The sequence below is a fragment of the Comamonas sp. NyZ500 genome (assembly GCF_016772095.1).
GTDB lineage: Bacteria > Pseudomonadota > Gammaproteobacteria > Burkholderiales > Burkholderiaceae_C > Comamonas > Comamonas thiooxydans.
The window spans coordinates 675,350-702,043 of record NZ_JAEIJE010000001.1; the positions used below are offsets into that span (position 1 = coordinate 675,350).

General features: G+C 61.4%; 23 protein-coding genes. 10 read left to right on the forward strand and 13 right to left on the reverse strand.

Annotated features, from left to right (window positions below; all coding sequences use genetic code 11):
* Positions 1-50: 50 nt before the first annotated feature.
* The 3 genes from JAO85_RS02965 to JAO85_RS02975 form a co-directional block, all read right to left on the reverse strand.
* Positions 51-1,907, reverse strand: a complete 1,857-nt coding sequence (locus tag JAO85_RS02965) for a hypothetical protein (protein ID WP_039051037.1) — start codon at positions 1,905-1,907, stop codon at positions 51-53.
* A complete protein-coding gene (locus JAO85_RS02970; RefSeq protein WP_054074237.1) occupies positions 1,907-2,974 on the reverse strand; it encodes an AAA family ATPase in 1,068 nt (355 codons plus the stop codon). Before JAO85_RS02970 ends, JAO85_RS02965 begins: the two co-directional genes overlap by 1 nt.
* Before the next feature lie 80 nt (positions 2,975-3,054).
* Positions 3,055-3,966, reverse strand: a complete 912-nt coding sequence (locus JAO85_RS02975; RefSeq protein ID WP_202787416.1) for a LysR family transcriptional regulator — start codon at positions 3,964-3,966, stop codon at positions 3,055-3,057.
* 204 nt (positions 3,967-4,170) lie between these two features.
* Between JAO85_RS02975 and JAO85_RS02980 the strand changes: the two genes are divergently transcribed.
* The 5 genes from JAO85_RS02980 (at position 4,171) to JAO85_RS03000 (ending at position 10,936) form a co-directional block, all read left to right on the forward strand.
* A complete protein-coding gene (locus JAO85_RS02980) occupies positions 4,171-5,514 on the forward strand; it encodes a DUF3100 domain-containing protein (RefSeq protein WP_202787417.1) in 1,344 nt (447 codons plus the stop codon).
* A 15-nt stretch (positions 5,515-5,529) separates the two neighbouring features.
* Positions 5,530-6,705 carry a M20 aminoacylase family protein gene (locus JAO85_RS02985; RefSeq protein ID WP_046462437.1) on the forward strand — a complete coding sequence of 392 codons (1,176 nt, stop codon included), beginning with the start codon at positions 5,530-5,532 and terminating at the stop codon, positions 6,703-6,705.
* A 400-nt stretch (positions 6,706-7,105) separates the two neighbouring features.
* On the forward strand, positions 7,106-8,389 hold the full coding sequence (locus JAO85_RS02990; protein WP_012838323.1) for a cation:proton antiporter: 1,284 nt from the start codon (positions 7,106-7,108) through the stop codon (positions 8,387-8,389).
* The gene (locus tag JAO85_RS02995; protein ID WP_012838324.1) at positions 8,379-9,533 is read left to right on the forward strand and encodes a YbdK family carboxylate-amine ligase; all 1,155 of its coding nucleotides are present in this window, start codon (positions 8,379-8,381) and stop codon (positions 9,531-9,533) included. The genes JAO85_RS02990 and JAO85_RS02995 overlap by 11 nt, the downstream gene beginning before the upstream one ends.
* 173 nt (positions 9,534-9,706) lie before the next feature.
* Positions 9,707-10,936, forward strand: a complete 1,230-nt coding sequence (locus JAO85_RS03000) for a GGDEF domain-containing protein (protein ID WP_012838325.1) — start codon at positions 9,707-9,709, stop codon at positions 10,934-10,936.
* A gap of 6 nt (positions 10,937-10,942) precedes the next feature.
* On the opposite strand, the gene JAO85_RS03005 is transcribed toward JAO85_RS03000, so the two are convergent.
* From JAO85_RS03005 to JAO85_RS03015, 3 genes are all read right to left on the reverse strand, one after another.
* Positions 10,943-11,257, reverse strand: a complete 315-nt coding sequence (locus JAO85_RS03005) for a DUF2322 family protein (RefSeq protein ID WP_004340880.1) — start codon at positions 11,255-11,257, stop codon at positions 10,943-10,945.
* A 61-nt stretch (positions 11,258-11,318) separates the two neighbouring features.
* Positions 11,319-12,071: a hypothetical protein gene (locus JAO85_RS03010; protein WP_054074239.1), complete on the reverse strand. Its 753-nt coding sequence runs from the start codon at positions 12,069-12,071 to the stop codon at positions 11,319-11,321.
* 84 nt (positions 12,072-12,155) lie between these two features.
* Entirely contained in the window at positions 12,156-13,007 is an 852-nt protein-coding gene (locus JAO85_RS03015; protein ID WP_004340885.1) for a DUF2167 domain-containing protein, read from the reverse strand.
* A 200-nt stretch (positions 13,008-13,207) separates the two neighbouring features.
* Here JAO85_RS03015 and JAO85_RS03020 point away from each other — a divergent pair, with 200 nt between their 5' ends.
* On the forward strand, positions 13,208-14,062 hold the full coding sequence (locus JAO85_RS03020; RefSeq protein WP_202787418.1) for an aldo/keto reductase: 855 nt from the start codon (positions 13,208-13,210) through the stop codon (positions 14,060-14,062).
* A gap of 35 nt (positions 14,063-14,097) precedes the next feature.
* Here JAO85_RS03020 and JAO85_RS03025 read toward each other — a convergent pair whose 3' ends face one another.
* Positions 14,098-14,805, reverse strand: coding sequence for a hypothetical protein (locus JAO85_RS03025; protein WP_202787419.1), 708 nt, complete (start codon positions 14,803-14,805; stop codon positions 14,098-14,100).
* A 177-nt stretch (positions 14,806-14,982) separates the two neighbouring features.
* Here JAO85_RS03025 and JAO85_RS03030 point away from each other — a divergent pair, with 177 nt between their 5' ends.
* Together JAO85_RS03030 and JAO85_RS03035 are read left to right on the forward strand one after the other, a co-directional pair.
* The gene (locus JAO85_RS03030; RefSeq protein WP_202787420.1) at positions 14,983-16,197 is read left to right on the forward strand and encodes an MFS transporter; all 1,215 of its coding nucleotides are present in this window, start codon (positions 14,983-14,985) and stop codon (positions 16,195-16,197) included.
* Positions 16,198-16,361: 164 nt separating this feature from the next.
* Complete coding sequence (locus tag JAO85_RS03035) at positions 16,362-18,116, forward strand: amidohydrolase (protein ID WP_202787519.1); 1,755 nt, start codon at positions 16,362-16,364, stop codon at positions 18,114-18,116.
* A 48-nt stretch (positions 18,117-18,164) separates the two neighbouring features.
* Here the strand turns inward: JAO85_RS03035 and JAO85_RS03040 are convergent, their stop codons facing one another.
* The 6 genes from JAO85_RS03040 to JAO85_RS03065 form a co-directional block, all read right to left on the reverse strand.
* Complete coding sequence (locus tag JAO85_RS03040) at positions 18,165-19,214, reverse strand: aromatic acid exporter family protein (protein WP_087866028.1); 1,050 nt, start codon at positions 19,212-19,214, stop codon at positions 18,165-18,167.
* Positions 19,215-19,350: 136 nt separating this feature from the next.
* A complete protein-coding gene (locus tag JAO85_RS03045) occupies positions 19,351-20,763 on the reverse strand; it encodes an APC family permease (RefSeq protein ID WP_202787421.1) in 1,413 nt (470 codons plus the stop codon).
* 289 nt (positions 20,764-21,052) lie between these two features.
* Positions 21,053-21,541 (reverse strand): EVE domain-containing protein, encoded by a 489-nt coding sequence (locus JAO85_RS03050; RefSeq protein WP_046462433.1) that lies wholly within the window; start codon positions 21,539-21,541, stop codon positions 21,053-21,055.
* Between the two features lie 30 nt (positions 21,542-21,571).
* On the reverse strand, positions 21,572-22,177 hold the full coding sequence (locus JAO85_RS03055; protein WP_202787422.1) for a hypothetical protein: 606 nt from the start codon (positions 22,175-22,177) through the stop codon (positions 21,572-21,574).
* Positions 22,178-22,243: 66 nt separating this feature from the next.
* Positions 22,244-22,495: a GlsB/YeaQ/YmgE family stress response membrane protein gene (locus JAO85_RS03060; RefSeq protein ID WP_003079200.1), complete on the reverse strand. Its 252-nt coding sequence runs from the start codon at positions 22,493-22,495 to the stop codon at positions 22,244-22,246.
* Positions 22,496-22,692: 197 nt separating this feature from the next.
* On the reverse strand, positions 22,693-23,319 hold the full coding sequence (locus tag JAO85_RS03065) for a C40 family peptidase (RefSeq protein WP_034349623.1): 627 nt from the start codon (positions 23,317-23,319) through the stop codon (positions 22,693-22,695).
* Between the two features lie 377 nt (positions 23,320-23,696).
* On the opposite strand from JAO85_RS03065, the gene JAO85_RS03070 reads away from it, so the two are divergent.
* Both JAO85_RS03070 and JAO85_RS03075 read left to right on the forward strand, forming a co-directional pair.
* Positions 23,697-24,299, forward strand: coding sequence for an isochorismatase family protein (locus JAO85_RS03070; RefSeq protein ID WP_202787423.1), 603 nt, complete (start codon positions 23,697-23,699; stop codon positions 24,297-24,299).
* A 374-nt stretch (positions 24,300-24,673) separates the two neighbouring features.
* Positions 24,674-26,566: a propionate--CoA ligase gene (locus JAO85_RS03075; RefSeq protein WP_202787424.1), complete on the forward strand. Its 1,893-nt coding sequence runs from the start codon at positions 24,674-24,676 to the stop codon at positions 26,564-26,566.
* Positions 26,567-26,694 lie beyond the last annotated feature (128 nt).

The following is a 26,694-nucleotide window of genomic DNA, read 5'->3' on the forward strand; positions in this document are numbered from 1 at the left end:
CCTTTGCACGCCGATATGGACGGCATGCGCTGCATGAGCCTGGCTGGATTTCAGTCCATCACAAAGATGGGCGCAGCCGTGCGAAACGGCAGCTTGCGGCCGGGCGGCAGCAGATAGGCATGCTCGCGCGGCACGCGCAACTGGTCGCATTGACCATCGGTGATGATGAGGATGGGGCCGTCCTTGGGAAAGTCGTCGTCCTGGAGCAGCAGATCCACGCCTGGTTGCAGCACGGTGCCGCCACGGCCTTTGAGGGCGATGCGCTGGGCAATGTCTGCGGCTGGCAGATAGCCCAGATCGTAGGCGGCAGCGTCGCAGCATATCAGGCGCACGGCGGGCACATTCTTGGCATCGGCGTAGCTTGCGATGGCGCCCAGTGCCTTGGCCAGAACATGGCGCTCCATGGAGCCCGAGGTGTCCAGCAGCACGCCGAAGGTACGGCCTTCCAGCCAGCGGCTGTCGGCCTGAATGCGGGGCCGGGGAATATCGGGCGTGGCGCTTTGACGGCGGCTGATGCGGGCATAGCTGCGCCGCGTCTCTATGGGCGGGAAATGGTGGTCGAACCAGCGCGCCAGCTCCACCTGCCAGTCAATCGGCGGCTGTAGCAGCGCGCGGATTTCCTCGATCAATCCCGCAGGCAGCAGGCCGCGTGCGTCTTGCTCATGGCGCAGCAAGCCTTTGCCCAGCTGGGTGCGGCAGAATTCGTCGATATCGGTGTAGTCGCCAGCCTTGCGCTGGCCGCCCACATTGCGCTCCAGCATGTCGCCCTGGCCACCGGCCAGGGTGCGCAGCTTGCGCATGCGGCGCAGATCGCCCGCGATGCGGTCGTAGACCTCTTCCGCGCTGAGTCCGCGCAGCTCCGGGTCGTAGAGCAGGCCTATGCCCGGCGGCTGGCCCACGTCCATCTGAATCAGCCAGTCGTTGATGACGAAGTCGCAGGCCACGTTCCAGAGAAACGGCTCGCGCCCGCGCCGTCGCGGCAGATGGCGCAGGGCGACGTGCAGGACTTCGTGGGCGATGACGAAACGCAGCTCCAGCTCGGACAGGTGCGGGCCGGGGTTGATGTAGATGATGCGCAGCATCTCGTCGACCGCGGCGACGGCAATGTCCTCGCGCTCGCAGATGCTGGCGTCCTCCATGATGTCAAACGCCGCGACCATGCTGCCCAGCAGCGGAAAGCTGTCCATGAACCAGTGGCGTGCGCGGTCCAGCGCGCTACTGGCAGGCAGGCTCTGGCCAAACTCGCGGCGCACGCCCGCAGCCATTTCCACGGATTGGGTGACGGAGCGAGCCAGGCCCGCAGCAAACATTTCGGGCCAGTTGCCGTACCTGCGCCAGTACGGCTGAGGCTTGCTGGTGGATGAGGCCGGCTCAGGCCATTGCTCTGGCAAGGCCAGGCTGGGGTGAGCGCCGCCCTGGCCGGGACCGGCAAGACTCAGCGCCTGCGCCCAGGCGGGTATGCCCTGTTCGCAGAACTGGGCATACCACTGTGCCTCGTCGCGCTGGGGCAGTCCGTCGGGTAATTCCATGCCTTCGGGCGGACGTCCGAGCTTGATGGTCTGGATGAAGCGGGCCGTGACCACGTCGCAGGCCGCGCTCCATTGCGCCCAGTGGCTGCGGTCGCGCTGAAACAGCTCCAGCGCGTAGCTGAGCGTGGCTCGCCCAAGGCAATATGCCCATTCCTCGGGACTGGCCATGCGCTTGGGGTGGATGTCGATCTGGCCGGTAAAGCGCTGGTGGTTGAGGCTGGCCTGCGCCCAGCCATGGGCCGGACACTGGGAATGGGCGCTGCGCACAAAGCCCAGGCTGCGGCTGAGTTCGCTAAAGATGGGGTGTGCCTGCAGCATGGCCAGGCCTTGTGTATAGGCCTGGGTGGCTGGCGTTTCGCGCGTTGGGGGCTTGGCCATCAGGCTCTGGCCGTTTCGCGCGCTTCCACCAGGCGTGGCAGGTCGCGCACGATTTCCACCATATACCAGGCGGGCAGGGTCTGGCTGTCGCTTTCGGCGGTGACGATCTGCGCCATTTCCAGGCTGATCTGGGCCAGCTCCTTGAGCATGGCCTTGGAGCGGTGCACGGTCTGCTGCAGCTCGCCGCCGCTTTGCTGCTTGTCGGCGGGCAGGATCTTGAGCAGACGCGCACGGAAGGCCTGGGCCAGGAAATACAGCACATCCCTGTCCTGCGGCGCATGGGGCCAGTTGGCGTCGCCCTTGAAGATGGCGTCCAGACGGTGACGGTCGTCGGCCAGCTTGTAGAAGGCCTTGAACTGCGCCGCATGCTGGGGCGTGAGGCAGCCGCTGCTCAGGGCTTCCAGCGTCTGTAGGTTCAGCGCATCGCCGTAGGAGAGCAAGGCGTCGCTGAGCATATGCCAGGAGCGCGGCGTGGAAAACGCCTCTTCATGTTTGGGCGGCTGGCTCCACAGGTGATCGGGGCGCTGGGCCAGGTATTCAAGCACCAGGGCATGCAGCTGGGCTTGCTGCGCCCATTGCAGCCACTCGCTGGCGCTGACCTTAAGCTGCACGTGAATCATGCGGTTGATCAGCGCCGAGGACATGGTGCGCACAATCGCGGAATCCTGGGCGCGGTTGCCAGCCGCAATCACGATGGAGCCCTCGGGCATCAGGTACTCGCCCACGCGGCGCTCCAGAATCAGGCTGTAGAAGGCTTTTTGCACATCCTGGCTGCAGGCGTTGAGTTCGTCCAGGAACAGGCAATAAGGCTGCTCGCGCGCAATCATGGCGGGCGGGCAGAAGCGGGTCACGCCGTCAATGATCTGTGGCACGCCCAGCAAGTCCTCGGGTGCGAGCTGGCTGCCCAGCAGGGACACGCAATCAAGCCCCACGCTTTGCGCAAAGTTCTGTACCAGTGCCGATTTGCCGATGCCTGGCGGCCCCCAGATGAACACGGGGCGTACGGTGGCGACGTTGAGAAGGAATTCGCTCAGTTGCGAGGGAGTGAGAGCCAGACTGGTTTGCATGCTGCGTGCAGTCTAAGGCAAGTGCAGCAGCGTCCTCAGCATGCTCAGGCGGCCTGACCTGGAGTCTTGCGGGTCGCCGCTCATGGTTCCTGGAACGCCTGCATGCCCTGCATGCAATACAGCAGAAAGCGATTGGCGGCCGGGGACAGATGGCGGCCGGTACGGGTGATGAGCTGCATCTCCGCATCCTGAAATGCAGGGTTGTGAATGGGAATGGCGCGCAGGCGCCCGCTTGCCAGCTCGGCCGTGACGGAGCAGGGCGGCAGCAGGGTCACGCCCTGGCCGCTGGTGACAAAGGCCAGCAGCACGCTGATGAGATTGCTGGTCAGCGCGGGGCTGAGGTGGATCTTGTCCTTGCGCTCGGCATATTCCACGAGCTGGCGAATGCCATACACACCTTGAAGCATGGCAATAGGCCATTGGCTGAGCTCCTGCAGCGAAGTCTGGGCAGCGCTGACCAGCGGGTGCTGGGAGTGGACGATGGCGTGCATGGGCTGGCGCGCCGTACCGCGTGCGGTGATATGGCTGTCGGCGGGCGGGTAGTAGACCAGGCCGATCTCGGCAGCGTCCTCGCGAATCCGGCGCATGATCTCGGTCGTGCCGTAAATTTCCAGCGAGATGCTGACGCCCGGATATTGCTGGCGAAAATTGCGTATGGGCCCGTCGATAAGCTCCTGTGCAAAACCCTCGCCGCTGACCACGCTGACGCTGCCGCTGTGCAGCCCGCGCAGCGCATCGACCTTGGCCAGCATGTCGTGGCGGTGGGCCGTGTGTTCGCGATGATAGTCCAGCAGCAACTGGCCGGCCTCGGTAGGTACCACGCCGTTGCGATGGCGCTCCAGCAGAGCCAGGCCCAGTTCCTCTTCGAGCAGGCTGATCTGGCGGCTGACGGCCGAGGGCACGATGCCCAGTTTTTCGGCGGCGGCACGAACGGAGCCGCAGTAGACGGCTTCAAACAGATAGCGGGCGCGGGAGTCTTGAAAGGCGGACATGCCGTGATTGTCGTCGCCAAATTACATCTGTATTCATACGTATGTTCACTTTTTTAGAACAGAAAAAGAATGCGTATGCAATAAATGCATTGTTATATTCAGCGCCCGCATGGGTGAGCGCCAGCTTGGGCTGGCCGTGCCCATTTTCAGGGTTCAAAGCTATTTCAGCGCGTCGGCAGCGGCCGTCGTGTGCAAGGAAAGTTGATGCGTACAGAGGTGCAGCCGGCCAAGGCCGCGTTGAATGTGGGCAGCGTGGTGCAGGTATTTGCGCTGGCGCTGGTGATCGCGGCATTGTCCGAGTGGCTGGGGCCGCTGCCCATTTCGCTGGGCGTGGGCAAGGTGGTGCTGCTGCCCATGATCTGGGCGCTGCTCATCGGCCTGGTGCTGGGTCTGCTGCGCAAGCGCATGCCCGGCCCGCTGCAACTGAGCCTGTACAGTCAGAATCTGGCCGCCGCCGTGCTGTCCTGCGCGCTGTTCCTGTTCATTGCCAAGCTGGGCCTGCTGGTCGGTGGTTCGCTGCCCAAGCTGGCGGAAGTCGGCTGGGGACTGGTGTTGCAGGAGTTGGGCAACTTGGTCGGTTGCGTGGCCCTGGGCATGCCCGTGGCGCTGCTGCTGGGGATCAAGCGCGAAGCGATTGGCGCGACGTTCTCCATCGGCCGTGAACCGGGCCTGGCCATCATCGGCGAGCGTTTCGGCATGGATTCGCCCGAAGGCCGCGGCGTGCTGGCCGAGTACATCACAGGCACTCTGATCGGTGCCATCTTCATCTCGCTGCTGGCCGGCTTTGTCTCCAGCCTCAATATCTTCCACCCGCTGGCCCTGGGCATGGGCGCCGGCGTGGGTTCGGGCAGCATGACGGCCGCCGCCGTGGGCGCGATCGCCGCCCAGCATCCCGAAATGAGCGACCAGATTGCCACCTTTGCCGCTGCCGCCAATCTGATCGCGACAACGGTGGGCACTTATCTGACGCTGTTCATCTCGCTGCCCCTGGCCTTGCGCGCCTATCAATGGCTGGAGCCGATTCTGGGCCGCAAGCGCAAGCAGGCCGTGGTGGAGCAGGCCGTGGATCTGTCGGCTGCCAAGGACGAAGAGCAGGCACAGGTGCCGGCGCTGGGCCTGGGCATGCGCTTCGCTTGCTGGGTCCTGGTCGGCGTCATGGTGCTGATCGGCAACCGCATCGGCCATGGCGTGCCGGTGATGGATGCGCTGCCCGGCGTGCTGCTCATCATTGCTGCCGTGTTTGTCGGTGATCTGATCTACGTCGGCACGCGCCGCATGCTGCCTGCCGTGTGCTGGATCTCGTTCATCGCCATGGCCATGACATTCCCGCTCACGCCTTATGCCGCCGAAGTGGCTGCGCTCACCGGCAAGGTCAACTTCCTGGCCATGATCACGCCCATGCTGACGTTCGCGGGCCTGTCGCTGGCCAAGGACATCCCGGCCTTCCGCCGTCTGGGCTGGCGCATCGTCGTGGTTTCGCTGCTGGCCAATGCCGGTGTGTTCCTGGCTGCGACCCTGATCGCCCAGACCTTTGTCCATACGCTGTAAAGCCGGAGCACGACCATGATGAACACCATCAAGTGGCCCGGCCAGCAGGAACTTCAAGCCTGGCGCCATGACTTTCACCGTCATCCCGAAACCGCGTTTCAGGAGCACCGCACCAGCGCACGCGTGGCCGAATTGCTGAAGAGCTTTGGTCTGGAAGTGCACACCGGCCTGGCCGGTACGGGTGTGGTTGCCGTGCTCAAGGGCAATATGGGCGCAGGCCCATCCATCGGCCTGCGCGCCGATATGGACGCGTTGAATGTGACGGAGCTCAACCAGTGCGAGCATGCGTCCACGCACGCCGGCCGTATGCATGCCTGCGGCCATGACGGCCATACCAGCATGTTGCTGGGGGCTGCCCAGGCTCTGGCCTCGGCGCCCGATTTTGCGGGGACCGTACATTTCATCTTCCAGCCCGCCGAGGAAAACGAAGGTGGCGCGCGAGCCATGATCGAAGCCGGCTTGTTCAAGCGCTTCCCCATGGACGCGGTCTACAGCATGCATAACTGGCCTGGCCTGCCTGTGGGAACGGCAGCGGTGCATTCCACGGCCGTGATGGCGGCCTTCGACATCTTTGACCTGACGCTGACCGGCAAGGGTTGCCATGCCGCCATGCCCCATCTGGGCAAGGACGCACTGCTGGCTGCCTGCCAACTGGTGACTCATCTTCCCGCGCTGATTGCGCGCGAGCAGGAGGTTCACAAGCCGGCCGTGCTTAGCGTGACCAGCTTCAACGCCGGCGATACCTATAACGTGATGCCCGAAGTCATCAAGCTGCGTGGCACCGTGCGCTGCTTTGACATGCCTCAGCGTGCGCGCATCGAACAGCGTTTTCGCGATGCGATTGCCGCGACCTGCGCGCTGCACGGCCTGGAGGCCCATCTCGACTACCGCGTCAGCTACCCCGCAACCATCAACAACCCCCAGCATGCCGAAGTCTGCGCCGAGGTGCTGACCAGCGTGCTGGGCGAGGGCAAGGTGCGCCGCGATATGGTGCCCAGCATGGCCTCGGAAGACTTTGCCTTCATGGCGCAGGAATGCCCGGGCGTCTATATCTGGCTGGGCAATGGCGAGGACAGTGCCTCGCTGCACAATCCCAAGTACGACTTCAATGACGCCAATCTGCCGCTGGGCATGCGTTACTGGGTGGCGCTGGTGGGTGCGCTGCTGAAGGACGGCAAGCTGCCAGCCTGACAGCGCAGTTTTGCCATACATGCCTACGCCGGGTCAACGCAGAGTTGAGCCCGGCGTTTTTCATGATCCGCTGGTTTGCAAAACTGCACCAAGCAATGCATTCGGTCACAGAAATGTCGGAAGGCTGACACCCTGTAACGCCATTGGATGCAGGAGCTCTATGATGTTTGTAGCGCTCCGAGATAGTTTCTGTCGTTATCTCAACAGGAGTTGGGGCGTGCGTGGCGGCCGCCTTGATCCTGTGGGTGAAGAGTTGGTTGCGCAATAGCAGGTGTTGCATTCCGGCGCATGGCCGGGATTTCACGCGGCGCTGACCGCATCTCTTTCGCAACGCTGCCTGCACCAACCCTGGTGACGCGACTTGTTGCACTGTCCGGGTCTTGATACAGGAGGGCGCTATATGCCGTTCGGCAATCTGGAGGCGGGCATCTGGCCTGCTGGCTTTCCACCGCTGCTGAGCTGGTGCGTGCTGGTTTCGGCCGCCGCCTTGCTTGGTCATCTGGTTCATCGCTTTACCGGCTATCCACGCATGCTGGGCTACACCATGGTCGGCCTGGTGGCCGGCTGGGTGGGGTTTGGTGACCTGCCCTGGCCTTTGCAGGGCAGTTCGGCGCTGCTGCTGGAGCTGGCCGTGGGCGCGAGCCTGTTGCTGGCTGCATCCCAAGTTTCCCTTCCCTGGCTGCTGCGTCAGCCCTGGCTGCTGCTGCAAAGCCTGGGCGAGTCGTTGTTGACTCTGGTGGTGGTGACCGCCGCCTTGCTGGCGCTCGGCTGGGGCTGGGCCGTGGCGCTGGCCGTCGGCGTGATATCCATGGCGGCATCGCCGGCCGTGCTGCTGCGCATTGCCGATGATTTGCGTGCCAGCGGTGCAGTGACGGATCGCAGTCTGCTGCTGGCAACCATCAGCACCTTGCTGGCGCTGCTGGGGGCGCTGGTGCTGACGGTAGTATTTGTTCCTGCCGCCGCTGCGGCGGGCGGCGGCCTGCAGTTCTCGGCTGCGGGACTGGGGCGTTTGCTGCTCAGCCTGCTGCTGACCCTGTTCTGGGCCTTGCTGGTCACGGCCGCTTTTTGGCCGGTGTTGCGTTGGCAGTCATCGCGCAGCGACAGCACGGCCTTTTATCTGCTCGCGGCAATGACTGCGGTCTGTCTGCTGGCAGAGCAATGGGGTGGTTCGGCCGCGCTGGGCTTTATGGTTGCGGGGCTGATGCTGCGCAATCTCAGTCCCATGCCATTGATCTGGCCCCAGGCCTTTCAGGCGGCCAATGCCATGCTCAATCTGCTGATGTTTGTACTGGTTGCCAGTATGGCAGCCCAGGTCGGCATGTCGTTCGCTCTTGTTTCGGTAGTGGCTAGCGCCGTACTGGCAAGGGCAGTCGGCAAATTTTCTGCAGTTTTGCTATTGGGGCACGGCACGGCCATAGGCTGGCGCAGACAGTGGCCCGTGGCCTGCGGACAGTTTGCGCTCTCGGGGGTGGCCCTGCTTATGGTCTCTGCTCTGGTGTCGCAGTGGACTGCTTTCAATGCCAGCGTGGCCCAGCAGCTCGCGGCCATTGCCTTGCCCATGATTGTCTTGTGTGAGGTACTGGGTGTGCTGCTGGCTGCCACGGCGCTGTGGCGCAGCGGCGATGCCCATCGGGGCGTGGGCCGCGCAGCCTTGCAAAGAGGGGAGAGGCGTCATGACGCATGAAGTCGAACACATTCAATCGGCAGCGGCCGATGGTCTGGGTGAATTCGCGCCATCTCAGGCGTTGACGCTGGGCGTGGAGCTGGAGCTGCAGCTGCTCAACACCCATCACTACGATATGACGCCTTATGCGCCCGATATGCTGGCTCTGCTCAAGAACGCCAAGGTTCCGGGCTCCATCGTTCCCGAGGTGACGGCCAGCATGATCGAAATCTCGACCGGCATTTGTAGCGATGCACAGGACGCGTATGAGCAGTTGGCGGTCACACGCGATGCCCTGGTCAAGGCGGCTGACCGGCTCAATATCGCGCTGGCCGGCGGCGGTACGCACCCGTTTCAGCAATGGCACCAGCAGCGCATCTACGACAAGCCGCGCTTCAAGGAACTGACGGCGCTGTACGGCTATCTGACCAAGCAGTTCACCATCTTCGGCCAGCATGTGCATGTGGGCTGTCCCAGTGCCGATGATGCGCTGATGATGCTGCACCGGCTCTCGCGCTATATCCCGCATTTCATTGCGCTGTCCGCATCCAGCCCCTTTGTGCAGGGGCAGGACACGGCGTTTGACTCGGCGCGCCTGAACTCGGTGTTCGCATTTCCGCTCTCGGGGCGTGCACCATTTGCCTTGCACTGGGAAGACTTCGAGCGCTATTTTGTCAAGATGGCTGCCACGGGCGTAATTCACAGCATGAAGGACTTTTACTGGGATATCCGTCCCAAGCCGGAGTTCGGCACTGTGGAAGTTCGTGTCTTCGATACGCCGCTGTCCATCCATCGCGCGGCGCAACTGGCGGCCTATGTTCAGGCGCTGGGCGCCTGGTTCCTCAGTGAGCAGCCCTTCGAACCCAGCGAAGACGACTATCTGGTCTATACCTATAACCGCTTCCAGGCCTGCCGCTTTGGTCTGGACGGCACCTATGTGGACCCTGCCACCAGCGAGCAACTGCCGCTGCGCGAGCATATCGAGCAGACGCTGGGGCGCATCACCGGCCATGCGCCGGCATCCGGCAAGAGCGCTTTGCAGGAGCTGGCCCAGGTGCTGCAGGGCGGCAACGATGCGAGCTGGCTGCGCGAAAGCTATGCCCGGGTGCAGCAGTTGCCGGAGGTGGTGCGCCAGGCGTCGCTCAGATTCGCTGGCAGGCCCTGACCGGCGTTGACATTATCGGCTCGGCGCAAGGCATTAGAGTTGCCAACACTTAAGAGTGGGGGGGAAAGGCTTGAGTAAAGCCTGGACCAGACCTGCTTTGTTGATCCGCAGGTCCGGCTGTTCTCATTGCCTGGACCAGGCGGCGCCTAGCTTTATCGGATATGAGCGATTTCATGGTTGCGACCGTCATCCTTGGCATGCTCTGCGTGCATCTGTTGTGTTTTTGCGTTCTGTTCATGCTGATCAGTCGCAGGCTGCCCGGCAGAAAAATGGGCATGGAGGTCTTTGCGCTGGGCAATCTGCTGCTTGGTTGTGCCTATATATTGCAGTTGTTGGGCGGCAAGCCTGGCTGGAGTGTGATGAGTCTCGTCAATCACACGCTGACGCTTTGCGCGCCGGTAGCGTATGTGCTGGGTGCGATGCGGTTTTTCAATCGGCCGACGCCGGTATGGCGTCCGCTGCTGATTTTGGCACTGGCCTACAGCGCGGCTCAGGTGCTGGTGCAGTCTACGCTTGGTCTGGAGGCGCGTCAGGCCATGTTGGCTGCGGCATGCACTTTGCTGTTTCTCTGCATGACGATCACTTTGCTTTGGGGAACGCGCAGCTTTGCCAGGAATATGGCCGTGGAGATGGTGGTGTTTGCCATCCTGATCGCGGGCATATGTGGTCTCAATGCCATGAAGCTCATGCTGATCCTGAAGGGTGGGTTGCAGGCTTTGGACATGAACAGCCGTTTCCAGATGGTGTTCTATATCTATATGTCTTTCCTCGGTACGGTGATTCCGCCAGGCGCTGTCTGGCTGGCGTTGCGCCGTCTCACCGACGAACTCGGCAGCATGGCAGCGCAGGATCCGCTGACCAAGCTGCTCAATCGTCGTGGTTTGCTAGATGGGCTGGAGGCGCATTTCGCAGCCAGGAAAGCCGCTCCGGTCCACCTCTTGATCGTGGACATTGACCATTTCAAGCGCATCAACGACAACTATGGGCACCAGTTTGGCGACAACGTGCTGTGTCGCGTGGCAGAAGCGATTCAGCAAAGCACGCGCAGGAGTGATCTTAAATGTCGTCTGGGCGGCGAGGAGTTTCTGGTTCTTTGCCCTGGCCTGAAGGGGGATGAAGTTCTGCAACTGGCCGAAAGAATACGTGCGGCGATTGCGGAAATCGCGATACCTGGCATCAGCCTGCACGGCTCTGTCACTTGCACGGCGACGATTGGTGTTTCCAATCCGTTCATCACTTCTCAGGCATTTGACATCACGCTGCAGCAGGCCGATGCCGCTCTTTATCGAGGCAAGAGCGCCGGGCGCAACCGCGTTCAGCGTGCGGACCCCGAATACCTTCTGCCTCAGGCGCTAGAAAGCAAGGCAAGAAGGTCAAGCCTTTCTAACCGGGAAAGGGCCTGAAGACGCTCAGGCTGCAATCACCGTTACGGCATAACCCTTGCCGCTTGCAATCACCTCCAGCAGTCGATCAATATTGGGGTGAGCGCCGGGGCGTGCCTTGGCGTCTTCGGTGTGCTCTGCAAACAGCTGCAGACCCTCTTCGGCGGCGGCGACATTGATGCTGCCATGTTTTGCGTAGAGGGCGTTGTAGACCGTGACAGAGCCGGCCTTGCCAGGCGCATTCGGAATGCTTGCGGCAAGCTTGCCGTCGGAGTCGATCAGCTGTAGCTCGGCGACATGGGCGATGGAGGGAAGTTGCTTGAGGTTGTCGGCAAAGGCCATGGTGTGCTCGCGATGGTCGCTGTGATGGAAGCCGCTATTGTGAGGCAGTCTGATGGCGTGTTCAGCTGCGGGCGCTGTTTTGCTCCAGCACCCGCAGCGCCTGCTGCATCTGCGCAAGCGTTGGCGCATACTCGGGCAGCTCGGCAATTTCATCCATTTCGCGCTGCATCAACTGCTGAGCCTGTGCTGCAAGGTCCTGCCACTGTGCGGCGCTCATGAGGGCCTGCGCCGCCTGCAGCAAATCGGCTTCAGTCTCGTAGGACAGCGAAAGCTTGCGCACCACATTGAGGGCAAATGGCGGGCACAGCAAAATCTGAAACGCCGTGGAGCGCGCGAAGGCCCGATTGCTGTGGCCCTGCTTGCCGTGGCGCAGGGCCAGCCAGCTCAGGCAGGCCGTGCTCAGATAGATCAGCGCGAGTGCGATCAGCTGCAGCAGTTCGGAATGCAGCACCAGCAAGGCAGCGGGAAGACAGAGAAACAGCAGCGCAGCCAGCAGATACAGCGGCAGCGCAAACGCTTTGAAGCTGCGGGCATGTGCCTCCACTGCCTTTGAAAATGTCGCCTCACCGGGCAGGTGAATCCGCGTGGTGCTCCAGCGCTGCCGGTAGACGGGCTGGTGTAGTGCAAGAACAGGCAGCCATAGCAGGCGGTTCTGACGCAGCTCGAAGCCCCGGCTGGCCAGCTGTGCCCGCCATCCCGAGCGTAGCGGGCGCAGCAAACCCTCTTCTGGCTTGAGCAGCAAGGCCGCGTCATAAAGATAGAACAGGACAATGGCCAGAACTACCTGCAGCTGCGTGGAGATCGTGAAGTACAAGACGGCTTTCGAGACAAGACAAACCCCGCGATCTTAGCGATGCGCGGGGCGGGGTTACAGGGGTTGAAGCCGCGACCGACTGTCTTATTCTGCGGCTTTCTTGCGGCCAAACAATTTGCCTATGCCTGCGAACAGCGCGACCGCTGCGGCTGCAATGATCTTCCAGCCTGCTGCCAGAAAGCCTGCAATCGCACCCCAAAGGCCTTTCTTTGTGGCCACTGCGGCAGCTCCGCCGAGCACCAGTGCACCCAGGCCGATGGCGGCGACCTTGTCACCGTTCTTGAACTCGGCATAGGTCTGGCCACTGTTGTAGTCGAAGCCGGCGAGTACTTTCTTGAATTCATCGGTGTTCTGGGCCAGTGTGGCGGTGTCGGAGACCAGGGTGGCAGTCATCACGCCGCTGCGGCCCAGAATGCGCGAGGTGTAGTTGACATTCTTCTCGCCCGACTCGCCGCGCAGACGCAGACCCCATTCCAGTCGCTTGGTGGCTGTGTCGTAATGTGGGGGAACCTGCCAGCCATCGGTGTACAGCGCTTCAAGACCCAGCTTCTTGCGCTGTTCGTTGCCGGCCTTGTCGCCTGACTGCATGGATTTGAGCAAGTCGTCGGCATCGATTTTTTCGTCGTCCTTCACGTAGCCAGTGTCGTCATACGAAAACACGGCAAACCAGTCCAGCGATTTGGGGGCTATCAGAAAGTGATCGCTGCTGGGTGGGTTGCCAAATGCCTGCAACAGCTTGGATGTGTCGGCCTCGCCGAGAAAGGCATAGCCCGATGGAATCTTGACGCTGGCCTTGTCAGCGATTTCTCCCTTGCCGCTTTCCTGCCAGCGCAGGGCCTTGATTTCAGGCGGTAACTCCTGAGTGGCTTCGGTCTTGGCCCAGACGCCCAGAGAAAGTGACAGGCCGAGAACGGCGGCCGCGATGGACTTGAACATTCAATGAACTCCCGTGTTATGAATTTATTGAGGATTGCTATTGGTAATAGCGAACTTGATTTCACATTCGCATTCGAATCATCAGTCGTTGATTCGCACGTGAAGCATAACGCGGCTCAAACTGAGCTGACAAAATTAGCAGGATTGATAGAACAAAGCGTCAGTAATATCGGACAAAAAGCATGTTTTAAAGATTTTTCATGGGGATTGATCATATGCACAGTGCCATATCATTCTTGCAGGGACATGCCAATCTGGGCATGGGCAGCTGGCACCTTGGCCAGGGGCGGCGTAGCCGGGACGAGGAGAAAGCGGCCTTGCTCACCGGATTGCAACTCGGCCTGAGCGTGATCGACACCGCCGAGATGTATGGCGACGGCCTTTCCGAAGAACTGATTGGCGATGTGCTGCGTGACTGGCCGCCAAGTCGGCCCCGGCCTTTTCTGGTCAGCAAGGTGCTACCCATGCATGCCAGCCGCAAGGGAGTGATGCGTGCGTTCGAGGCCAGCGCCCATAAGCTGGGAGTGGGCTGTATCGACCTCTATTTACTCCACTGGCGCGGAAATACGCCGCTGGCCGAGACGGTAGCCGCGTTTGAGGACCTTAAGACGCAGGGCAAGATTGGCCATTGGGGCGTTTCCAATTTCGACATCGACGATATGCAGGAGCTGTGGCAAGTTCCCGGCGGACGCAACTGCGTGGTCAATCAGGTGCTCTACAACGTTCTCAGCCGCGGCATCGAATATGACTTGCTGCCCTGGTGTCAGAAGAACGGCGTGACCGTGATGGCTTATTGCCCGCTAGGACATGGAGAGCTGATTGAGCACAGCCTGCTGGCTGAAATAGGTGATCGCCATGGTGTCGGTGCCAGTGTGGTGGCTCTGGCCTGGGCTCTGCGCAGCGGCAAAGTTCTGGCGATTCCCGAGAGCGGCTCCGAAGACCATGTCCGAGACAACGCCCGTGCACTGCAGCTCAAGCTCGGCCCGGAGGAGCTGGCGCTGATCGATGCTGCCTCGCCTCCGCCGCGCTTCAAGCAGCCGCTGGACATTCTCTGAGCAAGAAGGGCGCCTGAGGCTTAGGCGAGTCGGTGTCATGAGCGACGGTCCGTGAGATCCTCGCTGCCCGTACCAGCACTCAGACCTGAGCCCAGTCCGGCACCCAGTCCCAGGCCTCCCGCTCCCATGCTTGCACCCTGAGCGCCTGCGCCACTGCGACCGCCCGAACCCTGAGCTTCACCGGCCTTGCGATTCCCTCCGGCGCCCCCGGTACTCGGCCTTGCCGGGCCCTGGGACGGTATCTGGAGATGCGAGGGAATGGGTTCAAGATCCAGGGCGTCGCGGATAAAGCCGCGCAGCGAGGTGACCAGCGCGGCGGTCTCGATAGGTCGACCGGCCGCCATATCCTGGGCTGCCCGGGCCGCCAGTTCCACTTGCTCCTCGGTACCCAGCAGGATGATGTCGGACAGAGCGGCTTCCACGGCATCCCGGATACGACGCCGGCGCTCGTTCAGGCTAGCTCCGGCTGGCGTTTGTGGCGGCGTCTCATCGGTTTGCCTGAGCTCGCGCAGATGCAGAGGGCTCACGCTCTGCGTGCCGGTGAACGAGCTGCCCAGCGTTTTGTAGGCGGCGATCAAAGTCTTGAGTCGTTCGTTGATCTGCCGGTTCTCACGCTCGCGTCGTTTTTGCACGGTCTGCATGAACAACAGGCGAATGCCCATCATCAGGCAGGTCACCAGCAACAGGCCCAGCACAGTGGAGAGCAAGGAGGTCCAGGAGCTGAAATCAAGCGAAGAGCGCATGGAGTTCTTTCAAACGGAGTCGTCGGCCATGAAAGCGAGTTCGCACAATTTTCACGCGGTCAGGGCGAGAGTGGCATGCTCCGGCCGCGCTTGCGGCAAAGCTTGTCAATCGGGCTCGCGTTTTGCCATATGCTAGATAGTTGACATATCACCTAGCTGAGAAAAAGAGACAACGTGGTGGAGCCTGTGACTAACCGGGGTCTGAACCCCTCATGGATCATCGTCGCAGCGGGCGTCAGTGCCTCGCTGCATGTGGGCAAGCTGCCGCCCGCCGTGCCCCTGCTGCAGCAGCAACTGGGCGTGTCCCTGGTGCAGGCCGGATTTCTGCTCTCCACCGTTCAGGTGGCGGGCATGGTGCTGGGCCTGGTGGTGGGCCTGGGCGCCGACAAATGGGGTCTGCGTCGCAGCTTGCTGATGGGGCTGCTGTTGATGGCGCTGTCCAGCATGGTGGGTGCTTTGGCCACGGGCTTTGCCTGGTTGCTGGCGCTGCGCGCTCTGGAAGGTCTGGGATTCTTGCTGGTCGCCATGCCTGCTCCAGGGCTGATCCGTCGCAGCGTCAAGCCGTCAGAGCTGGGGGCGCGAATGGGCTGGTGGGGCTCTTATATGCCCATTGGCAGCGCCATGGGCTTGCTGCTTGGGCCATGGGTGCTGCAGGCGACCAGTTGGCAAACTTGGTGGCTTGCGCTGGGTTGTACCTCCGCCTTGGCTGCCTATGCTGTATGGCGCATGGTGCCTGCGGATGCCACTGCAGCGGTAGCAGTCCCTGCCGATGAAGGATGGCGTCCGCGCCTGGCGCTCACATTGCGCAGCCCCGGCCCCTGGCTGGTGTCGCTGGGCTTTATGGTGTATTCGGGTCAGTGGATGGGCATTGTCGGCTTTCTGCCCACGCTCTATTCTGAGGCAGGGCTCAGTGCCAAGCTGGCCGGCCTGCTGACTGCCGTGGTCGCCGCCAGCAATATGCTGGGCAATGTGGCCGCAGGCAGGTTGTTGCATCGGGGCTGGAGTCCCGCGCGCTGCCTGCAGACCGGCTATGTACTGATGGGGCTGACGGCGCTGCTGGCCTATGTGCAGATCGGCGGCGAGCCTTTGGCGCCGCTGTGGCTGCGCTTCGTGGCCGTGGCACTGTTCTCGGCGACGGGCGGCCTGATACCGGCGACCTTGTTCACAACGGCCATGCATCTGGCGCCCAGCCAGGCCACGGTGTCAACTACCGTGGGTTTCATGCAGCAATGGTCTTGCGTGGGGCAGTTTGTGGGTCCGCCGCTGGTGGCGGCCGTGGCCATGCAGATGGGCGGTTGGCAGTTTACGTGGATGGTGACAGGCAGCATGTGCGTGCTGGGCTGGTTGCTGGCGCAGGGAGTGGGCCGTTGCTGGAGCAGCCTCAGGGCCTGAGACTTGGGGGATGCTCTGTATTTGTGAGCTTGTAGTTCTTGGTGGGTAAGTGCTGTAGTTCGATTTGGTGTGTTGTTTTGAGCTGGCGCAGAGGGCTCAATTGCCAGCCCAAGCATGATTCGAGTCTGAACTGCGGTTAGGCTGCAGTCTTGTGGAGGTTCATGATGCAAAAGCGCCAGTTTCTCGCCACCGCAGCTTCGCTGACGGCATTGTCATCAACGCCCTGGCTCGCGGGCTGTGCTTCGCGTCGTGCCAAGACGGTGGTCAAGCCCGCCGAGCTGATCTATTACGGCGGCCCGATTCTCACCATGAATGACGCCCAGCCTCAGGTGGAAGCTGTGGCGGTGAATGCCGGAGTGATTGCCGCCATCGGCTCGCTGCAGGAGCTGGAGGCCTTGCGCGGTCCGGCCACGCGCATGGTGGACTTGCAGGGGCGCACGCTGATTCCAGGCTTTGTGGATCCACACAGCCATATCGGCGGCGTGGGACTGCAGGCCATTTCGGCCAATCTGCTGCCTCCGCCCGACGGCGGCAATGCCTCTATCGCCGACTTGCAGCAGACGCTGCGCGAGTACATCCAGACCTCGCCCGAGGTCAAACAACTGGGCATCGTGCTCGGTTTTGGCTATGACGATTCCCAGCTCCAGGAGCGGCGTCATCCCACACGCGATGACCTCGATGCCGTCTCCCGAGACCTGCCGATTGCCGTGATTCATCAGTCAGGGCATTTCGGCGCACTCAATTCCGCGGCCCTGGCCCGTGCCGGCATCGGCCCCGGCACCCCCAACCCCGAAGGCGGAGTGATTCGTCGCCGTGCGGGCAGCCCGGTGCCCAACGGGGTACTGGAGGAGAACGCCTTCTTCCACAGCCTGGGCCGGATCATGCCCAAGCTCACGCTTGAGCAATCCATGGACTGGCTGGAAAAAGCCCAGCAGCTCTATCTGGAGTTCGGCTACACCACGGTGCAGGACGGGCGCTCCGACGCAGGCGCGATCGCCTCGGCCATGGCGGCGGCCGAGTCGCGTCGGCTGGTCATCGACGTGGTGTCCTATCCCGACATACTGCAACTGGGCGATGGCGCGCTGGCCAACAAGCTCAAGTTCAGCCGCAACTATACCAATCGCTTCCGCATTGGCGGCGTCAAGCTCACGCTCGACGGCTCGCCTCAGGGCAAGACGGCCTGGCTGACCGAGCCCTATCTAGTGCCTCCCGATGGCCAGCAGCCCGGCTATCGAGGCTATGGGGTGCTCAGCGATGCCAGGGCCAACGAGCAGGTGGCCAAGGCCATCCACAACGGCTGGCAGATTCTGGTACATGGCAACGGCGACGCGGCGATCGACCAGTTCATCGCCGCCGTGCGTGCCAGCGGCCCCGTGGAGCAGGCGCGTGCCGTGCGCCCGGTACTGATCCACGGTCAGACGCTGCGACGCGACCAGGTGAGCCAGCTCAAGGAGCTGGGCATTTTCCCCTCGCTGTTTCCCATGCATACCTTCTACTGGGGCGACTGGCACCACGACTCGGTGCTCGGCGATCCGCGCGCGCAGAACATCTCGCCGACTGGCTGGGTGCTGGCCGAAGGCATGGTGTTCACCTCTCACCACGATGCGCCTGTGGCCCTGCCGTCGTCGATGCGTGTGCTCGATGCCACGGTGAATCGCACCACGCGCTCGGGCCGTGTGCTGGGGGCCGAGCATCGCGTCTCGCCCTGGGTGGCGCTCAAGGCGCAGACCATCTGGTCGGCCTACCAGCATTTCGAGGAAGACCGCAAGGGTTCCATCGAGGTCGGCAAGCTGGCCGACCTTGCCGTGCTGTCGGGCAACCCGCTGACCGTGGAGCCTCATCAGCTTGCCGGTCTCCAGGTGCTGGAGACCATCAAGGAAGGGCGCACGGTTTACAAGCGCGGTGGGGCAAACTTCTGATTTGAGAGCCGCTTGCGATTGATAGGTATGCGTTTGGGTGAATGTCTTTCACGCATCGCGCGAGCCGATAAGGGCACGCAACGCACGCTCCAGTTGCCGGGCGTTCTCATGCACCAGCAGCCATTCGGGCTGCAGTACTTCCGTTGGTGCAGGTGATGCAGGGCAGCTATCCATGGTCGCCAGTGGATCATCGGCCTTGAGTGCGACCACGGTTGGCTGGTTGGCCAGATCCAGACAGGCATGCGTCAGCCAGCGACAGTAGTCCGCTATTGCCGCTGGCGGTGGCATCCCGGTGTGGGCGGTGGCACGATTCAGACTTTCGGCCAGCAGCAGAGCCGTGGCATAGACCCGCACGGCATGGCGGTCATAGCGGCGGGTGACAAAAGCCAGTCGCTCTGCATTGAGCCGTCCGCGCAGGGACCAGCGGCGCGAGGAATGGGCCTGCCCTACGGCGGCGCGCAGGGCGGCCAGCGATTCATGGGCCAGTGATAGCTGGCCAAGAGCGGTTTCGGCTGCATCGGCTTTTTGCTGCTGGCAGGCCTTGAGAATCAGATCCAGACCGTTGGCAAGCTGCTTGAGAAAGATCGAGGCGGCCCGGCCCATATCCTTGATGGGATTGGAGGTCAGCAGCACCTGGCTGAAGATAAGCCCGACCGCCGCACCGACCGTGACGTCCAGCAGACGGGCTCCGCCCGCCATGCTGGGGCCGAGCACCAGCACCAGAATCACCGAGACCCCGGCTTGAATCGGCACCACGGGTGCGGGGCCGATGATGGCGCCGAGCAGGATGGAGAGAAATGCGCCCAGACTCATGCGCAGCAACAGATGCTGCTCTGGCAACTGCCACAGCAGATCGCCGATCACGATGCCCAGTGTGCAGCCGATGAGCAGACTGCGCGCCTGTTTCAGATGGCTGGGCAGTCCAGGGGCGAGGCAGATCACGGCGGTGACCACGGCGAAGGCGGGCTTGGGGTGGCCCCAAAGCTGCTGGGCGATGACCCAGGCCAGCATGCTGGCCAGCGCAGCGGCAATCGCATCACGCAGGGCCAGCCTGGCCCGCGATGGAAAAGTGGTCTTGGCACGGCGCCAAGCCAGCATGAACGGGGTGCTCCAGCGCAATCTCAAACTCCTTGGTATGGCGGTCGATCAGACTCTGATCCAGGGATGTTAGAGGGCGCCATGAGATTGCCCTGTGGGAAATACGCCACGCCACCCGAAAATGCAGTCCAGCGGATCAGTCTGCCGAGTCGTCGTACTGGGGCGGGGTCCTGCGAAAGCCACTGGTGATGATGGCTAGATAGGCAAGCCCTATGCAGCCCCAGATGAGGCCCGAGCTCAGCGAGCTGGGCTCCACTTCCAGCCACATGGCGCCTACGCTGATGAAGCCCAGCACCGGGGTGACAAGATAGCGCAGCAGGTCGCCCGGTCTGTGCCAGCGGCCCTGGCGCCACATATATTCGGCCAGCACCGACAGATTGACAAAACTGAAAGCCGTCAGCGCGCCGAAGCTGATCAGGGCGACCACATATTCCAGGCTCAGCAAGCCAGCGGTCAGCGCCACTGCGCCCACCAGCAGAATGTTGTAGGAAGGCGTGAAGGACTTGGGGCTGATGTGGCCGAAGAAGCGCTGGTGGATCACGCCATCGCGGCCCATGACATACATCAGTCGCGATACACCCGCGTGAGCCGCGATGCCCGAGGCCATGACGGTGACGATGGCAAAGGACAGCACCACTGACTTGAACAGCGCGCCGCCCACCAGATAGAGGATCTCGGGCTGGGTTTCGTCCACGGCCTCGAAGTACTGACCGGGGTCGCCCGGGAAATAGAGCTGCAGAAAATACGTGGCCACGATGAAGATCAGGCCGGAAATAAGCGCCGTCAGAAAAATGGCCTTGGGCAGGGTGTTTCGGGTGTCGTGAGTTTCTTCGGCCAGTGAGCTCAGCGAGTCGAACCCCGTGAACGAAAAGCAAAGAACGGTGGCTCCCGTAATCAGCGCACCGATCTCGGCCTGGGCGCTCCACAAGGGCGACAGCGTCCACAGGCCCAAGCCGCCATGCTCGGCAATCGCACCCAGGGCATTGCGGCCCGCATGCAGATCGCGCCAGACCATGCAGGTGAAGACGGCGATGACGAGCAACTGGAAGAAGACGATCAAGCCATTGAAATGGGCGACGAAGCGGATGCCGCGCAGGTTCACGCAAACCATCAGCGCGGTCAGGCCGACGATCCAGACCCAGTGGTTGACCTCGGGGAACATGGATGTCAGATAGATCTTGGCCAGCAGGATATTGACCATGGGCGAGAGCAGATAGTCCAGCAACGAGGACCAGCCCACCATGAAGCCCACATTGGGGTGAATGGCCTTTTGCGCATAGGTATAAGCCGAGCCCGAGGAGGGGTAGCGGCGGATCATGTGGCCGTAACTCAGCGAGGTCAGCAGCACGGCCAGCAAGGCAACAAAGTAGGAGGTGGGCACATGCTGCAGCGAATCGCGCGAGACCATGCCGAAAGTGTCCAGCAATGTCATCGGCTGGATATAGGCCAGGCCGATGATGACCACATGCCATAGCAGCAGAGTCTTTTGCAGGCCGGCAGAAGCAGGGGGCGAGGCAGCCTTGGCTGGGTGATCGGTCAGTGCAGTCATCTTCTACAAGAACAAGAGAGCCGTCGCAAAACTTGCACCGGCCTGCTCGTGGCAATGCACCGCAGAGATGAGTCCCGGCTTGGTTGCCACTGTGTTATCAATGGTTTGGGCACACCCCGAAGCAGGGCGCCGTTCTTGGGATCCGCTGAACCTCGGGTCGGGCAACAGCGAAAAGCCGGCATTATCGGCTTTTGTTACTGCCGAGGTTGCTTATGATGAAAATCGCATTAAGTTCAAGGCGGTATCAGCACAGCTTGCTATGACTAGAAGAGCATACACATGCTCAGCCTCAACTCCCTTGCAGTAGAGACTGAATGCATTGCCATTCGGCTTCGGTCACTGGGGTAATGGAGAGACGATTGCCTTTTTGCAGCACGCGCATCTGCGCCAGTTGAGGTTGCTCGCGTAGCTCTGGCATCAGCAGGGGGCGGATCTTTTTCAAGGCCTGCACATCCAGCATAAGCCAGCGCGGTTTGTCGTTCTGGGACTTGGGGTCGTAATAGGGGTCTGCTGGGTCGAACTGTGAAGGGTCCACACGCAGATTGCCGGCAATGCGGGCAATGCCGTAAATCCCAGGTTCGGCGCAACTGGAATGCCAGTACAGCACGCCGTCACCCGCCTGCATATCGTCACGCATGAAATTGCGTGCCTGGTAATTGCGTACGCCATTCCAGGCAATGGTCTGCTGGGGGGACGCCAGAGCATGGTCGATGGAGTACTCGTCGGGCTCGTTCTTCATGAGCCAGTAACGATGGGCTTGGAGGCTGCTGTCGTTCATAGGTGCATTGTCGGCGAGGAGGTTGCTGTCTCAGTCATCACGATCTCGCTGCCAGGGACCGCGATCCTGCTGCCAATTGCGCACCAGATCGCTATTGCGTTGCAGCAGATTTCGGGTGTCCAGCCAGCGGCCAGGAATGTCCAGCTCGGCTTCTTCCACCACCCGCATACAGTCCTGAATATGGCGCTCGCCCAGATAGCGCAGAGTCGCGTAGCCTATGGATGCAGCTGCGAGCTGGCCCAGTAGGGGCACATATCTGGCGGCCTGCTTGGTGCTCATGCGCAAACCTATGGCTTTGCCGAGGCGCAGCACCATGTCGCGGGTGATGAACTTGCCGATCAGCACGGAGCCAACCATGGCGATGGCTTTCTGGACTTGCTCGCGCTTTCCTGGCGTGAGTTGGTCGAGTTGCTCTGGCGTCAATCCGAACTCCTGGTTGATGCGTGGATAGAGCTGTGCGAGCAGGGCTGCATCTGCAGCCCAGTCCAGACCGGGTATGGGAATGGCACTGGCGGCAGCGCTGACGAGTGCCCGTCTTCTCAGTAGTTTGCGGGCCCTTTCAGCGGCTTGGGCAATGTCTTTGCGCTCCGCTCTGGTCGCACTAAGGTTTCTGAAGCTCGGGTCTTTTTTCCACATATTCGATAAGGAGATGACGGAAATAGAAAAAGGGGCTTGTCGGCCCCTTTTGGTCGGAATTCAGATTCAGTTGGCCTTACCGCGCACCATGCCATAAATAAACAAAAGAATCACGGCCCCAATGACCGATGCGATCCAGCCTGCGGTTTGCCCGGGCTGGTACCAGCCCATGGCCGAGCCCAGATAGGTTGCTACAAACGAGCCGACGATACCGAGAAGAATCGTCATGATCCAGCCCATGCTGTCATTGCCGGGCTTGATGGCCCGCGCAATCAAACCGACGATAAGACCGACGATGATGGTTCCGATGATGGACATATTTTGTTCCCTGTTGGTGCTTTGACGAAAGTGACTCTACGCGGCCCGGCAGATCGACTCTGTCGGACGATTCTGAATGTCGGCGCGAGCGTGGTTCTTGCATGAAAACATGCGGCGGCATGGGCTACATCAGAGCTCAAGGAAAAAACAAAAACGCCTGCAGAAAGCAGGCGTTTTGGTCGAGCTCTGATTCAAAATCAAGGCTGCAATGGACCCAGGGCGCTATATGCAGCAGCTGTGGTTGCCGAAGCGTCAGCACCTTCGACGCGGCGGGCGCCGTCAAAGCGGCGAGCCCAGTAGGAGGTCTGCATGCTTTCCACACGTACGCTGGCACCGGTGCGCGGTGCGTGGATGAATTTGCCATCACCCACGTAGATACCCACATGGCTGAATGTGCGGCGCATGGTGTTGAAGAACACCAGATCACCGGGCTTGAGGTCGCTGCGGTCAATTTGCTGAGTGGCATTGGCCTGTTCGGCAGAGACGCGAGGCAGAACCTTGCCCATGGTCTGGGAGTAGATGGCCCGCACAAAACCGCTGCAGTCGAAGCCGGTTTCTGCATTGGTGCCGCCCAGGCGATAGGGAACCCCAAGGAAGCCCATGGCCGTCACCACCAGATCGGAGGTTTTTTCGGCCACGTTCTGACGTGCTTCGCGCACGAAATCAGTCGTCTTCTCGGCCACGGAGTGTCGAGCTTCACGCAACTGGGTGATGAGGCCGCGGTTGACCAGCAACTGGGCCATGTCGTCGTCACGCTGCTCGCTAGGCGCTGCGTGCGCTGAGGTAACGCCGACAAATAGAAGTGCAATAAGCCATCGGGACATGGGGCGTGAGGGTAACACGTTCATTTGTAGGATGGGTGCTCTATTTCCAATTTTTTCTCTTGGTTTTTGATGCAGCACAGCAAGTGAGCTGCGGGCATAAGCTTATTGCGTGAGCTGCTCTCAAATTTGCAGCGTATTGCAGTAAGTGATTTCCCCATTCTGGTGAATGCGGGTCGGGAATGCAGCAATTCATGGTATTGACATGCGAGAGGCGTTGCATTGACGGACTTTCTACCCCGGCATGCGCTTGCAGCGACAATAGCGCCATCGATTGCAGCAGATGCGATACGCTTCCTCAGCGTGCCGCGCGCCTGTCCTGCGCAAGCGCTGCGCTTTTTAGCAGTGGCTTGTTGACACGGTTTTAAGAAAGATTTGCCATGTTGTTAGAAGCTTCCGAGTCGCAACTGGTTCTGGTGGACTACCAGGACAAGCTGATGCCCGTCATTCACGAAGGCGCGCAAGCGCTGGCCAATGCCGTCAAGCTGGCCAAGATGGCGCAGCTGCTGGATGTGCCTGTCTGGGGAACTGAGCAGAACCCCTCGCGCCTTGGCGCCAATAATGCGGAACTGAAGGCGCTGTGCCAGAAGACGCTGGAGAAAATGTATTTCAGCGCCGTGCCGGAGGGGCTGGGTGAATGGCTGCGTCCTCCTGCCAAGCCGCAGGGCGGCAATGCGCGCAGCCTGCCCAAGCATCTGCAAAAGCCCCAGCAGCAGGCGCCCGAGCGCTATATGGTGGTGATTGCCGGCTGCGAAACCCATGTCTGTCTGCTGCAGACGGCGCTGGAGCTGCTGGAAGACGAGTTCGATGTGTGGGTGGTGACGGATGCTTGCGGCTCGCGCACCGAGCGTAACCGCGATGCAGCGTTTGACCGTCTGGCGGGCGCCGGCGCCGAACTGGTGACCACCGAGATGGTGATGTTCGAGTGGCTGCGCACCTGCGAAGACCCTGCCTTCAAGGAGATGCTGGCTCTGGTCAAGTAATCGCTTGCAGCTATTCAGGAAATAAGCGCCTTCTGGGCGCTTTTTCTTTTGGCTGCGCGCTGATCGCCACATTTCCATCCAGCGGCGCTCAGATCCCAGGAATCGCTGCCTGGCTTGCAGATGGTCTCCATGGGGTGTCCACCGAGGAGTCAGGAGCACTATGTCATACCCCATGGCACGGCGGACACGAATTCCTAGAAGATGGCTTCAAGGAGGACCCAGGAACTGAACGTGCTTGGGCCGGTGCTCTGATGCGGCGTTGATGCGGCGTTGATGCGATAGTAAAGTGCTGTCAGTTTTTGGCAAGCGCGTTATGAATAATTATGAATTCAGAAAACTCTCTGCAGAAGACGGAGAGTCAAGGAGACATATTCATGACCACGCGTTTCGAAGATTTTTATCAGCGTTCCATTCATGACCGCGACGGCTTCTGGGCAGAGCAGGCCGGCCTGATCGATTGGCAGCAGAAGCCGCAGCAGATCTGTGACTTCAGCAACCCTCCATTCGCCAAATGGTTTGTGGGCGGCACAACGAATCTTTGCCATAACGCCATTGACCGCCATCTGGCAGAGCGCGGCGATCAGAACGCGTTGATCGCCATTTCCACCGAAACCCAGACCGAGAAGGTCTATAGCTATCGCGAGCTGCATGCGGAAGTCAACCGCATGGCCGCCGTGCTGCAGTCGCTGGGTGTGCAAAAAGGCGACCGCGTGCAGATCTATATGCCCATGGTTGCCGAGGCCTGCTTTGCCATGCTGGCCTGCGTGCGTCTGGGCGCCATTCACTCCGTGGTGTTCGGTGGCTTTGCCTCGGGCGCGCTGGCGTCGCGCATCGATGATGCCGAACCCAAGGTCATCATCAGCGCTGATGCGGGCTCGCGTGGCGGCCGTGTCGTGGCTTACAAGCCTTTGCTGGATGAAGCGCTCAGGCAATCCAGCCACCAGCCCGCTGCCGTGCTGATGGTCAACCGCGGGCTGGCTGAAATGCCCATGAAGGCAGGTCGCGACCATGACTGGTCGGCCTTGCGCGCCCGGCACATGAATGCACAGGTGGATTGCGTCTGGGTGGAGTCAACCCATCCCAGCTACACCCTCTATACCAGCGGCACCACAGGCAAGCCCAAGGGCGTGCAGCGCGATACGGGCGGCTATACCGTGGCGCTGGCGGCCAGCATGCCGCATATCTTCGATGCCCAGGCCGGACAGACCTTCTTCTGCACCAGCGACATAGGCTGGGTCGTGGGTCATAGCTACATCATCTATGCGCCGTTGATTGCGGGCATGGCTACGGTGATGTATGAGGGGCTGCCAGTCAACCCCGATGCCGGCATCTGGTGGAGCATTGTCGAGAAATACAAGGTCACGCACATGTTCTCGGCGCCGACGGCGATTCGCGTGCTCAAAAAGCATGATGCGGATTACCTCAAGCGCTACGACATCTCCAGCCTCAAGGCCCTGTGGCTGGCCGGCGAGCCGCTTGACGAGCCCACTGCGACCTGGATCAGCCAGGCCATCAACAAGCCCATCATCGACAACTACTGGCAGACCGAGACCGGCTGGCCCATCATGACACTGTGCAACGGCGTGCAAAAGCAGGCCACGCGTTTTGGCAGTCCGGGCCGGGCGGTCTACGGTTACAACGTCAAGCTTATCGATGACGCCAGCGGCGAGGAGTTGACCCAGGCGAATCAGAAGGGCGTGCTGGCGATTGAAGGTCCGCTGCCGCCCGGTTGCATGCAGACGGTCTGGCGTGACGACAACCGCTTTGTCAACACTTACTGGAAGAGCATTCCGGGTCGGCTGATCTACAGCACCTTCGACTGGGGCATCCGCGACGAGGACGGCTACTACTTCATTCTTGGCCGTACCGACGATGTGATCAATGTGGCGGGCCATCGCCTGGGCACGCGCGAGATCGAGGAGAGCATCTCTGCCCATGCCCAGATTGCCGAAGTGGCGGTGGTTGGCGTTGCCGACAATCTCAAGGGCCAGGCTGCGCTGGCCTTTGCCGTGGTGCGCGATGCGGCCTTGGTGGCAGATGAGGTGTCCAGCAAGGCCCTGGAGGCCGATGTGATGAAGCTGGTCGACTCGCGTCTGGGTGCGGTTGCGCGTCCGTCTCGCGTGATTTTCGTCACGGCTCTGCCCAAGACGCGCAGCGGCAAGCTGTTGCGCCGGGCCCTGCAGGCCGTGGCCGAAGGTCGTGACCCTGGTGATCTGAGCACCATGGAAGATCCTGCGGCCCTGGCTCAGGTCCAGCAACGCTTGTAACTTCAGCAAGCCTTAGCCTGTGGTGATGGCTCTCAAAATCACCACAGTCCAGGCAAGGGCCGCTCCGCCGCAAAGTCGGTCGTCCCCTCAGGAAAGACTCGAAGCGACTCAGGGGATATTTGAATACA